12 protein-coding genes and 1 tRNA gene are annotated in these 10,217 nt (G+C 64.1%); 6 read left to right on the forward strand and 7 right to left on the reverse strand.

What is annotated here, in order from left to right; all coding sequences use genetic code 11:
• Nucleotide 1: 1 nt before the first annotated feature.
• The 3 genes from ilvC (at nt 2) to V6K60_RS03380 (ending at nt 2,252) form a co-directional block, all read left to right on the forward strand.
• Nucleotides 2-991, forward strand: a complete 990-nt coding sequence (ilvC, locus tag V6K60_RS03370) for a ketol-acid reductoisomerase (protein WP_332449106.1) — start codon at nt 2-4, stop codon at nt 989-991.
• Nucleotides 992-1,045: 54 nt separating this feature from the next.
• Nucleotides 1,046-1,552 (forward strand): flavodoxin family protein, encoded by a 507-nt coding sequence (locus V6K60_RS03375; RefSeq protein ID WP_332449107.1) that lies wholly within the window; start codon nt 1,046-1,048, stop codon nt 1,550-1,552.
• An 82-nt stretch (nt 1,553-1,634) separates the two neighbouring features.
• A complete protein-coding gene (locus V6K60_RS03380; RefSeq protein ID WP_332449108.1) occupies nt 1,635-2,252 on the forward strand; it encodes a translation initiation factor IF-2 subunit beta in 618 nt (205 codons plus the stop codon).
• Here V6K60_RS03380 and V6K60_RS03385 read toward each other — a convergent pair.
• The 6 genes from V6K60_RS03385 to V6K60_RS03410 all read right to left on the reverse strand — a co-directional run bounded on the left by V6K60_RS03385 (nt 2,233) and on the right by V6K60_RS03410 (nt 7,285).
• Nucleotides 2,233-2,859, reverse strand: coding sequence for a class I SAM-dependent methyltransferase (locus tag V6K60_RS03385; protein WP_332449109.1), 627 nt, complete (start codon nt 2,857-2,859; stop codon nt 2,233-2,235). The two genes, V6K60_RS03380 and V6K60_RS03385, sit on opposite strands and share 20 nt — an antisense overlap.
• A gap of 6 nt (nt 2,860-2,865) precedes the next feature.
• A complete protein-coding gene (locus tag V6K60_RS03390) occupies nt 2,866-3,144 on the reverse strand; it encodes a DNA-directed RNA polymerase subunit L (RefSeq protein WP_332449110.1) in 279 nt (92 codons plus the stop codon).
• 71 nt (nt 3,145-3,215) lie between these two features.
• Nucleotides 3,216-3,941: an MBL fold metallo-hydrolase gene (locus tag V6K60_RS03395; RefSeq protein ID WP_332449111.1), complete on the reverse strand. Its 726-nt coding sequence runs from the start codon at nt 3,939-3,941 to the stop codon at nt 3,216-3,218.
• A gap of 1 nt (nt 3,942) precedes the next feature.
• Entirely contained in the window at nt 3,943-5,232 is a 1,290-nt protein-coding gene (locus V6K60_RS03400; protein WP_332449112.1) for an ATP-binding protein, read from the reverse strand.
• Nucleotides 5,233-5,276: 44 nt separating this feature from the next.
• Nucleotides 5,277-6,158 (reverse strand): type II methionyl aminopeptidase, encoded by an 882-nt coding sequence (map, locus tag V6K60_RS03405; protein WP_332449113.1) that lies wholly within the window; start codon nt 6,156-6,158, stop codon nt 5,277-5,279.
• Nucleotides 6,155-7,285: a Xaa-Pro peptidase family protein gene (locus V6K60_RS03410; RefSeq protein ID WP_332449114.1), complete on the reverse strand. Its 1,131-nt coding sequence runs from the start codon at nt 7,283-7,285 to the stop codon at nt 6,155-6,157. Before V6K60_RS03410 ends, map begins: the two co-directional genes overlap by 4 nt.
• A 59-nt stretch (nt 7,286-7,344) precedes the next feature.
• Here V6K60_RS03410 and V6K60_RS03415 point away from each other — a divergent pair, with 59 nt between their 5' ends.
• The 3 genes from V6K60_RS03415 (at nt 7,345) to V6K60_RS03425 (ending at nt 8,012) form a co-directional block, all read left to right on the forward strand.
• The gene (locus tag V6K60_RS03415; RefSeq protein ID WP_332449115.1) at nt 7,345-7,578 is read left to right on the forward strand and encodes a hypothetical protein; all 234 of its coding nucleotides are present in this window, start codon (nt 7,345-7,347) and stop codon (nt 7,576-7,578) included.
• Between the two features lie 22 nt (nt 7,579-7,600).
• On the forward strand, nt 7,601-7,900 hold the full coding sequence (locus V6K60_RS03420) for a hypothetical protein (RefSeq protein WP_332449116.1): 300 nt from the start codon (nt 7,601-7,603) through the stop codon (nt 7,898-7,900).
• A gap of 39 nt (nt 7,901-7,939) precedes the next feature.
• A tRNA-Asn gene (locus V6K60_RS03425) sits at nt 7,940-8,012 on the forward strand.
• A 591-nt stretch (nt 8,013-8,603) separates the two neighbouring features.
• Here the strand turns inward: V6K60_RS03425 and V6K60_RS03430 are convergent.
• Nucleotides 8,604-10,073 (reverse strand): CorA family divalent cation transporter, encoded by a 1,470-nt coding sequence (locus V6K60_RS03430; protein ID WP_332449117.1) that lies wholly within the window; start codon nt 10,071-10,073, stop codon nt 8,604-8,606.
• Between the last annotated feature and the right edge of the window lie 144 nt (nt 10,074-10,217).

A 10,217-nucleotide genomic window follows, 5' to 3' on the forward strand; every position in this document is an offset into this window, starting at 1 on the left:
TATGGTGGAGAAATTTTACGAGTCCGACGTGGACCCCCGCACCCTGGAGGGCAAGACCATCGCCGTCATCGGCTATGGCTCCCAGGGGCGCGGACAGGCAATGAATCTGCGTGATTCCGGCTGCAAGGTCATCATCGGCCTGCGGCCCGGCAACAGCTGGCAGAGGGCATCCGAAGACGGTTTTGAGGTCTACCCCGTGGCAGACGCGGTCAGGCGTGCCGATGTCGTTCAGATCCTCCTCCCCGACGAGAACCAGGGGGCGATCTACCGCACCGAGATCGGCCCCTATCTCAGGGAGAACACGTGCCTGATGTTCTCGCACGGGTTTAACATTCACTACGGCCAGATCGTCCCCCCGCCCACCGTCGACGTGGTCATGGTCGCCCCGAAGGGGCCCGGTCACATGGTCCGGCGGACCTACGAAGAGGGGAAGGGCGTCCCTGCCCTCATCGCCATCCACCAGGACGCGACGGGCAAGGCGCACGCCATCGCGCTCGCCTACGCCCGGGGAATCGGCGCGACCCGTGCGGTCGTCCTTGAGACGACGTTTGCCGAGGAGACCGAGACCGACCTCTTCGGGGAGCAGGCGGTCCTCTGCGGCGGAATCACCTCGCTCATCAAGGCCGGGTTCGAGACCCTTGTGGACGCCGGATACGCACCCGAGATGGCCTACCTTGAGGTCCTGCACGAGACGAAGCTCATCGTCGACCTGATCTACGAGGGCGGCTTTACGAAGATGCGCGACTCGATCAGCAACACCGCCCAGTACGGCGACCTGACGCGCGGTCCCCGCGTCATCGGGCCGGAGACCTACGTTGCGATGCAGGAGATCCTCGAGGAGATCCAGGACGGCAGGTTTGCGCGGGAGTGGATGCTTGAGAACATGGTAAACCGCCCGGTCTTCAATGCGCTGACAAGAGCGGACGAGGAGCACCTGATCGAAGAGGTGGGCCGGGAACTCCGCGGGTTCATGCCGCAGTTCAAGAAATAACCTCTTTTTTTCGCACCCGACACCCGTTTATACCCTGCCGCGCTACCCTCCGGTATGTCCGTCTGCATCGTATACCATTCCGAGACCGGAACGACCCGGACCGTCGCCGAACGGCTCGCCGCCGCGGTCAGAGGTGATCTCATCGAAGTGAAAGACCTCGCCGGCTACTCAAAGGTGGGGATGTACCTCATGGGCGCTCCACGGGCCATGAGGGGGAAGAAAGCCGATATCGAACCCGCCATCATCGCTCTCTCCGGCTACGACGCCGTCGTCGTCGGAACCCCCGTATGGGCCGGCAGCCCGACACCTGCCATCAACGCCGCCGTTGCCGCTCTTGCGGGCATCGAAGGAAAACCTGCGTTCGTCTTCTGCACCTCGGGGGGGTCGCCGGGAAAGACGCTCGAGACGATGCAGGCGATGCTTGCGGGCCGGGGTGCCGACGTCCGGGGTGCGGTTGCACTTACGGCGCGGGATGCCCGGGAACCGGCGGCGGTGGAGGCCCTGGTCAGCCTCGTCCGGCCGCTCGCGGCGGGTACACGAGAAGCGATGGTCAGCCCGTAGCGCATCGTCCCCCTTCACCGGTGCCGGGAGGTCCGGAGATTGAGGTACTCACTTTTTGACGTGGCGCGACCAATACTGGAGCATGACCCCGTCATATGAAGACCTTCTGAAGGAGGCGTATACCAATATCACGGAGCCGACGGAGTTCGAAGATCGGTTCACGGTTCCGGTCGCCCGTGCCTTCGTCGAGGGGAAGACCACGGTCCTCGAGAACTTCGCCGAGATCGCAGACACCCTCCGGCGCGACCCGGACCACCTGATGAAGCACCTCCTCGGCGAGCTCGGCACCGCCGGCAAGATCGAGGGGACGCGGGCCGTCTTCTCCGGGAAGTTCGAGCAGGAGCAGATCAACACGATCATCCGGGGCTACGTCGAGGATTACGTCATCTGCTCTGAGTGCGGAAAGCCCGATACCCGTCTCGTCAAGACCGAACGGGTCCTGACGCTGCGGTGCGACGCCTGCGGCGGCCATCGCCCGGTCCGGAAGCGGAAATCGACGTTCGACCCGACTGCGGCGGCGAAACCGACCGAAGGCGCCATCATGGACGTCACCCCGCAGTTCCTCTCGAAGCGCGGCGACGGCGTGGTGAAGATCGACCGCTACACGATGTATGTCGCGAACGCAAAACCGGGTCAGACGGTGAAGGTGAAGATCACCCGGATCGCCGGGACGATCATCTTCACCGAGCGCGTGGACTGATCGCGCCTTTCTTGATCTCCACCCACATCCCCTCCTCTTCTTCCCGTATCCGGGAGTGAGCAACGCCGCTCTCGAGAAGTTCCCGGCGGAGCAGGTCCGGGGTCGCCCGCCCGCTTCGCCGGGCGACATCGCTGTCCCAGTTCGGGTTCCGCCGCCGCATCTCGGTAAAAATGGCTTTGCGGAGTTTCGGCGTCCCGAAACTGCCGCCAACGAACGCAACGCCACCGGGCTGGAGTATGCGTTCGATCTCCGAGAACGCCTTCGGCCGGTCTTCCCAGAAGTAGATCGAGCCGCGGCTGACAATGAGCGAGACGGTATTGTCCCGGATGGGCATGCAGTGGACGTCGCCGGTGACCGGGATCACGGACGAGGTTTCGGCGGTTTCTCGGGCAATCCGGGCCATCGCGGGGTCGGCGTCGAGCGCAATGACGGTAAGGCCGCTCCTTTCGGCAAGCGCGACGGCAAGATGACCGGGACCGCTCCCGATATCGAGTGCGAACCCCTCCTGTATCCCGGACCACGCGAGCGCCTGCCCGGCGATGACCGGGTAGATGGGGGCAAAGACTTCCCGGGCAATCCGGGCGAAGCCTTCGGCGCTCTTCGTCATACCGGTCTAAGCGATCTCGAGGGCTTCCATCTGCCCGAGGAGTTCGCCAGCGTAGCCGGAGAGCCGCTTTGCCGCGTCGATGATCGCAAGGATAGGTGATCGGCCGTTTTTCATGGTGACGAAGAGTTCGGGGTCGGTGAATCGGAACGCCTGCCTGCGCTGTGCCACATCCACGTCGGGATCGTGGATGAGTTCGACGGCGAGCGCGTCGATGTAGGTGTTGGCCGCGCCTTCAAAAAGGATCCGGGCCTTGTTGTCAGTCAACTCCAGGAGTTTGAGTTTCATGGCCATACGCACCTTACGGTTGGGTCCGGGAGGGATTATAAGTATGGGTGGGGTCGGGAACGCCGGCTCCCTCACCAGCAGAACGTCTCCATATCGTATCCCGCGTGAGGCATGCCCGGCGGGACCATGTGGCTCATGTGGATGCACCGGTAGTCCCTCGCCCCGATGTCGCGGGCGAACCGGACCGCCTCGGCGTAGTTCATGTGCTTGGTGATCGAGTAGCCCTCCGGCGCGATGGCATCGACGAAGAGGAGGTCGATATCGGTCTCGCGAAGGAGGTCGCGACTTGCCGCCGGGATATCTTCCCGCGTGTCGGCGGTGTAGGCGACCGTGAGATCGTCATGCTCCAGGAGGAGGCCGCAGGTGTAGACCGGGGGGTGGTTCACCGGAAAGAATGTGAAGGTGACCCCGAAGAGGTCGAAGGGCTCGTAGACCAGGACCGGGTGCTTCTCAAACGAGAGGAAGTGGAGGTAGCCGGAGCAGTAGTCCATCACCTGCGGCGCTGCGTAGGCCGGCGGGACCTTCTGCACCCGGTAAAACTCCCCGAAGCCGATGAAGTGGTCGTAATGGCCGTGCGACCAGAGGACTGCGTCGATGCGGGGCGAGCAGGCCCGGAGGAGTTGCTGGCGGAGGTCCGGCGATGACTCGATGAGGATCTGCCTGCCCCTCACCTCGACGAGGAGGGAGGTCCGGAGCCTTGACTGTCCTGCCGCCGTCATCGCCCGGCAGTTCTCGCAGTCGCACCCCACCTTCGGCGTCCCGATGGCGTCCCCGGTCCCGAGCAGCGTGATCTGCATGTCAGTAGCCGATGCCGCGGATGATGTTGCGCTCCTCGACCCTGAGGAGGCCCTGCTCGATATCCATCGGATCGACGCGGCGCCGGTCCTCCATCAGCGCCGAGATCACCGCCTCCTTCATCATCATCCGGAGGTCGGAGCCCGAGAACCCTTCCGTCCGGAGGGCGAGGTCCGCGAAGTCGCAGTTGCACTCGATTGTCGCGGCAATCTTCTCGAGGATCGCCTGCCGCATCGTCTGGTCGGGGAGCGGGAACTCCACCACCTCGTCGAAGCGCCGCCAGGCTGCCTCGTCGAGGATGCGGGGATGGTTCGTCGCCCCGATGAGGAGAACACCGTTCTTCACGAAACTGATCTGGTCGATGTTCTTCAAGAGCATGTTCACCGCACGCTTCATCGCACCGTGGTCGTCGCTGACCCGGGTCTTCGCGACGAAGTCGAACTCGTCGATGAAGAGGATGCAGGGGGCGAGTTTCTTCGCGAGGTCGAAGATCCTGTCGATGTTCTTCGAGGTCTCGCCCAGGTACTGGGAGGTGACCATCGCAAGACGGACCTCGAGCACCGGCATGTGGAGCGCACGGGACATCGCGAGCGCAAGCGACGTCTTCCCGGTCCCGGGCGGGCCGACGAAGAGGAGCCGGCCGAACTCGTAGATCCTGTGCTCCTTCAGGAAGTCCCGGTGTTCGAGGGCGACGCCGATCTTCTTGATGATCTCCTCCTGTCGCGGGGTGCAGACCAGTTTATCGAGCGAAAACTCGACCTCGTCCGGTGCGCTGATGATGATCAGGTCGCGGGCCTCCCGCATCTCCTCGCTCTCGGCGATGATCCGGGAGACCTTTGCCTCCATGTACTCCTTCGTGTCCTCGAACCGGGGGTTCTTCGCCCGGACGTCCTGGTACCTGACGGTGATGCCGTCCTTCCTCTCGTAGAAGTATGCGAGGACCGGATTCTCTCCCACCCTCTCTTCCCCGCCCTTCTTGAGGAACCATCCTGCCGCCGCGTCGAGCGAGGGCAGGCTCAGGCGCTGCCCGAACTCGTCGTAACCGACGAACGGGTTTTTGCGGACAGCCTGGCAGACGGCATCCGGGGTGCCGAAGACCTTCCTGATCGCCCCCTCGCTCACGATCAGGGGGCGCTTCACCTCGGTGTTTCCGCCGCTTCCAGCGCCGAAGAAGCCCCGGCAGCGCGGATGAAGGTCGTTGATGCCGAGGTCCTCGTTCCGGTTGAAGATCTCCGCGGTGAGCAGGAGTTCCATGATGCCGAGGACGTCACGCGTACCCGTTTCGATGGTCATATCTATGAGCAGACTTATTGGCGTGCGATAACAATAAGCGTAACTCACCGGGTGGTGACCTCGCACCCCTCTTCCGTGACGATCAGGGTGTGCTCAGCCTGCGAGACGAACGACTCCGGGATGTCGTGCAGCATCGGGAAGGCGTGGAGGATCCCATTCCGCACCAGGGTGGATAGGCCGATCTCGACCTTGTCACCGGGAACCCAGCGACGCGCGAACGGGAGCCCCCGTCGCGGCCGCGCCGTCTCGAGGATCCGCTTTGCCGAGGGCAGGCGGGCGGGGCGGGCTGCGATCTGCTGGTAGATCTCCACGCGCGCCGCCTCACTGATCTTCCCCGACCCCGTGGTAGCAAAGGGCTCGATCGCAAAGACCATCCCCTCCTCGATGACGGCCCCGCCGCTCATCGCGATGTTCGGGATGGTGGGCCGTGTGTGGAGGTTGTAGCGGTCGAGGCCGTGCCCGGTGAGGTTTGCGACCGGTTTGTAGCCGTGCTCCTCGATCGTTGCCTGGATGGCTGCCCCGATCTCCCCGGTGGTGACCCCCGGGCGGACGGTGGCGATCGCCGCTTCGAGCGCCGCGCGTGATGCCTCGACGAGGGGCGCGTGGTCGCCGAGGTCGACGGTCAGGGCGGTATCGGCGATGTAGCCGTCGATATGGACCCCGAGGTCGACCTTGATGAGGTCACCGCGGGCAAACGTCCGCTCGTCCCCGGGCATGGCGGTATCGTGGGCCGCGGCCTCGTTAAAGGAGACGTTGAGGGGGAAGGCGAGGAACGCCCCCTCCTCGGTCACCATCGCTTCCGTCGCTTCAACCATCTCAAGGAGGCTCGCTCCCTCTTTCACGAGCCCCGCGCCCCGGTGGAGCACCGTTCGTGCCAGCACCCCGGCTTCCCGGTAGGCATCGTACACGTCATCATCCATGATCATAACGTGAGCTCCTCCGGGTATTGGGTGAACCGGTCAAAGTCGGTCTTTGTCACCGCGCCCATATCCTCCAGGCGGACGCCGCCGGTCCCGGGGTAATAGAGCCCCGGCTCGATGGTGACGACGTTTCCGGCGACGAGCGCCTTCCCCTGGGGTCCGAGCGACGGCTCTTCGTGGACTTCAAGCCCGACGCCGTGGCCGAGGCTGTGGGTGAACCCCCGCATGTCGCTCTCGTAGCCGCGGTCGCGGAAGAACTCGACCGTTGCACGGTAGAGGTCGGCGCCGACGGCCCCGGCCCGGACCCCTGATGCGGCAAGGGCCTTTGCGTCCCGGACGGCCTCGTACATCTCCTTGATCTCCGGGGAGGGCTCGCCCTTCACGACCGTCCTGGTCATGTCGGCGTGGTAACCGGAGCGTTCGTGCTGCGGGTAGATGTCGATGACGATCGGTTCGTCCGCGAGGAGCGGTCCGGCGCCGGCGCTGTGCGGGAGGGCGGTATCGGGGCCGCAGGAAACGATGGTGTCCGTCCCCCGGCACCCGTGGGCGAGGAGGTGGGTGTGCATCTCGGTCCGGACCGCTTCAGCGGTGAGTGGGCGGCCGTCCCGGTGGAGGACGCCTCCCCTCGATACGGCGCCCCGGATGAGCGCGAGCCCTCGATCCAGTGCTGCCTCGGTGATCCGCTGGATGGAGCGTATCTGTTCGATCTCCTCCGGCGTCTTGACCGCCCGCATCCCCTCGACCGCTCCGGCGGTGTCGAGGAGGACCGGGTGGAACGACTCGAGTTCCCGGGCGAGGGCCAGGGGGAAGTTCGCCGGGACGAGGACAGGGCCGCCGGCGAGGTCCGCGATCATGTGGGCGGTCGCCCGCCAGCGCGGTTCCCCGGCCTTGATGTACTCGAGGTAGCCGGCATCGGCGCGGGTGACGACCGCCGCGGGTGACTCACGGACCGCCCGTTCGTGCTCCATCTGCGGGACAACGATCATCCCGCGCTCGCCGGGTTTTGCCACGTAGACCACGGGGTCGGTGGTGGAAAACCGGGTCAGGTAGCGCACGTTGGCGTCCGCGGACGAGCCGTATGCCGCGTATGCTGCTGCTCCTGCTTCCTGGAGAGCCAGATCCAGTCCGTTCATTCTACCAACTCTTCTGTTAAAACCACAAGTACTTTTACCCGCGCGTTCAAGTATGAATAATGGATGAGGCAACCAAAGAGGTCTTCAAGGCCAAGTTTATCATGCTGACGGTCATGCTGAACGTTATCATCCTCTGTTTCGCCATGGGTGTCTTCGTCCTCCTCCGGTTCGCACCCGAGGGGACCCCCGGTCTTGTGATCGGGCTCGTCCTGCTCGCCGTCGGGGCGGTCTTCTCCCTATCGTTCCGGAAGCAGTATTACCAGGCAAAGACCTGGCTGCACGAACAGCCGTAACGCGAATAGTGTATTGGTGAGTATGCTGGCAAAACTCAAATCCGAGATCGAGCTCCTTTCAAGGCACCTCGAGGTGATCCGGGCGGTCGTGGAACACCAGCCCATCGGCATCATGAAGCTCTCCGAGGTCCTGGACCTCCCCTACCACCGGGTCCGCTACTCACTCCGGATCCTGGAGCAGGAGGGGTATATCCGTGCCTCGCCCGCCGGCGCGGTGGCGACGCCGCTCGCGGCCGACCTCCTCTCGGGCCTGGAGGGCGAGGTCGATGAACTGATCGGCCTTCTCATCACCATCAAGCAGGAGAACTCCCGCAACGTTTAATAAGGTTCAAGCAAGACTGTATAGAGCACTTGTTCCAGTGCCGCCATAACTCAGTTGGTAGAGTGGCTGGCTGTTAACCAGCATGTCACAGGTTCGAGTCCTGTTGGCGGCGTACTTCTTTTTATCCGGGCCATTGTTAAAGCCGTAACTTCTTGAGGCCTCGTTCTTGCACGAAAAATACCTCGATAGGCGTACCAGAGCCCTCACTCTCCACGGTGAACGTCTTTTGCACCGGCTCGCCCATGGCGAGCTATCTTCTGCCCGGCAGGGTTACCTGCCCCAGGGCGATCGACCCGATATCAGGACCCTCTCCGGCCGGCGCTCTCCCCGGTCGGCTTCCTGCTCCGCGGCCGCTGTCAGACACCTGGCGCTGCAAAATCGCGCGTCGTCGCGCGTGGCTCCCTGCTCCGCCAGAAACTCTCGCCCGCAATATTCGCAATGAACAGACTCCGGCATGTGAACTCAACCGAAGATGGAGAAGGTGTGCCGGGAGATATATCTTTTCACCGGTTCCAGAAATCGCCTTCGCAGATCCAACCGAAGACATTTCCTCCACGTTTCACCGGTCACCGGAGCATAGGGCAGGCCCCGAAGCAGCAGAATCGGTACGAGACGGTGTCCGGGCGGCATCTCCGGATTGAGAAGGTGTCAAGGCCATGACACTGCTTCGCGCAGGTCAACCGAACGGGCTCCTTGCCCCCCGTCACCTCAGCCATCCCAGCCGGTAGAAGATCCACCCGACGACGAGCATCGATATGACGGTCCAGGCGGTCACCTCCCAGAGGCTCAGGGCAAACGGCGTCCCGAGAATGTTCATCCCGAGCGTCTGCCCGATCAGGGTCGGGATCAGCACGAGAGCCGAGAGGACGGCGATCACCCGCATCGCCCGGTTCATCTCGTAGGAGACGGCGTTGATGTGGACGTCGATGAGAGAGAGGAGGCCTTCCCGGATGTTCCCGGCGGTCTCGTGCAGGTAGGCCGTCTCGTCGGCGAGGGCGTCAAAGACACTCTTCTCCCCCGCCCACGGCCCCGTGCCGGGGATGCTCCGTGCGATGACTGCCATCACCTCCTTCTGGTGAAAGAGGCTCGAGGCCAGAACGCTGCTCACCCGCTTGAACTGGAAGGCGGTATCGAGGAAATCCTTCGGCATCTCGTTGTTCGGGATGCCCTCGAACCTGATGAGTTCTGCCTCCATCTCCACGAGGATCCGGGCGTATTTCTCGTTGATCTCATCGAGGGTACCATACAGGACCCGGGCTTCAAGGGGCGCCCCGACGGGTCCGTTCTCGTCGAGGTCGACCGGGGCAAGGAGGCGGTCCGCTGCCTTTGAGACGGTCACGATCGTCCGCTCCCGGTTCACGATGATGAGCCCGGCGTTCGTCACGACCGGGACCCGCACCCCCCGCCGGGCCTGGAACGTCCGCTCCGGCTCCTGCACGAAGATGAGCCGGGCAGCGTCGGCAAACGTGATCCCCGGGTGCGACGGTCGCATCAGCCGGCTCTCGAAGTACGCGGCGGGAAGATCGAGGATATCGGAGAGCACCGGGAAGTCCGGGCGGGATACGCCGGAGATCTCGAACCAGGCCGCGATCGAGGGGTCGTCGAGGCGTTCCTTCACCCCGGCCGGGGTGAACTCCCCATACCCGTCCCCGGCGCCTTCCACCACCCCCCGGATCCGCATCGTCGAGACCCCGGGCACAGCAGGCCCGGCAGCAGGAACCTCCGGCTCGATCCGCTCCACGGACCGCCCGCCTGCCGCCGCCACCCGGACGACCCGGAGGAGCCGGAGCGTGGGAGAGGACCGTGCAAGGGTCGAACCGGCGACCGGCAGCACCTCAAGGAGCGGGAGCGTGATGATGGCGAGGTCGAGGAGGTGCCAGCGATCCAGGAAGTGGTTCACCGGGTCTTCGGCAAGGCCCAGTTTGAGGACGTATTCGAGGACGAAGATGGCGATGATCGTCGTGTCGACCATCGTGAAGAGTCCGGCGACCGGTCCGGGGAGGGAGGGGACGAGAAGGGGTATGATGACGATCGGGGCCATCACCAGGCCGAGGAAGATCATCAGGCCGTCCGGGAGGATCTGGTAGACAAGGTCTCTTGCGGTCGCCTTCTTCCCCGGCCGGGTGGTCTCCCCGGCTATCGCATCCTCCTCCAGAGGCCGGATCTCTCGCATAACGATCCTGTCCGGTTACTCGCTCTCTCGCCCGCTGACCACTGTTCCGGGGCCGTGGGCGAAGGGGCATGGGGGGGTGTGGTGTATATATGTTACCGGCCACCGGAGAGCGTAAGAGGTATCATCCGTCTCCCCGGCAGTCCC

The organism is Methanoculleus sp. (genome assembly GCF_036677455.1).
In the GTDB taxonomy this organism is placed as follows: Archaea; Halobacteriota; Methanomicrobia; order Methanomicrobiales; family Methanoculleaceae; genus Methanoculleus.

Excerpts from the sequence above, each read along its gene's own strand:
- V6K60_RS03380 (WP_332449108.1), top strand. The coding sequence starts at position 1,635 with ATGACCCCGTCATATGAAGACCTTCTGAAGGAGGCGTATACCAATATC.
- V6K60_RS03415 (WP_332449115.1), top strand. The coding sequence starts at position 7,345 with ATGGATGAGGCAACCAAAGAGGTCTTCAAGGCCAAGTTTATCATGCTG.
- V6K60_RS03400 (WP_332449112.1), bottom strand. The coding sequence starts at position 5,232 with ATGACCATCGAAACGGGTACGCGTGACGTCCTCGGCATCATGGAACTC.
- V6K60_RS03395 (WP_332449111.1), bottom strand. The coding sequence starts at position 3,941 with ATGCAGATCACGCTGCTCGGGACCGGGGACGCCATCGGGACGCCGAAG.
- V6K60_RS03430 (WP_332449117.1), bottom strand. The coding sequence starts at position 10,073 with ATGCGAGAGATCCGGCCTCTGGAGGAGGATGCGATAGCCGGGGAGACC.
- ilvC (WP_332449106.1), top strand. The coding sequence starts at position 2 with ATGGTGGAGAAATTTTACGAGTCCGACGTGGACCCCCGCACCCTGGAG.
- V6K60_RS03375 (WP_332449107.1), top strand. The coding sequence starts at position 1,046 with ATGTCCGTCTGCATCGTATACCATTCCGAGACCGGAACGACCCGGACC.
- V6K60_RS03385 (WP_332449109.1), bottom strand. The coding sequence starts at position 2,859 with ATGACGAAGAGCGCCGAAGGCTTCGCCCGGATTGCCCGGGAAGTCTTT.
- V6K60_RS03410 (WP_332449114.1), bottom strand. The coding sequence starts at position 7,285 with ATGAACGGACTGGATCTGGCTCTCCAGGAAGCAGGAGCAGCAGCATAC.
- V6K60_RS03420 (WP_332449116.1), top strand. The coding sequence starts at position 7,601 with ATGCTGGCAAAACTCAAATCCGAGATCGAGCTCCTTTCAAGGCACCTC.
- map (WP_332449113.1), bottom strand. The coding sequence starts at position 6,158 with ATGATCATGGATGATGACGTGTACGATGCCTACCGGGAAGCCGGGGTG.
- V6K60_RS03390 (WP_332449110.1), bottom strand. The coding sequence starts at position 3,144 with ATGAAACTCAAACTCCTGGAGTTGACTGACAACAAGGCCCGGATCCTT.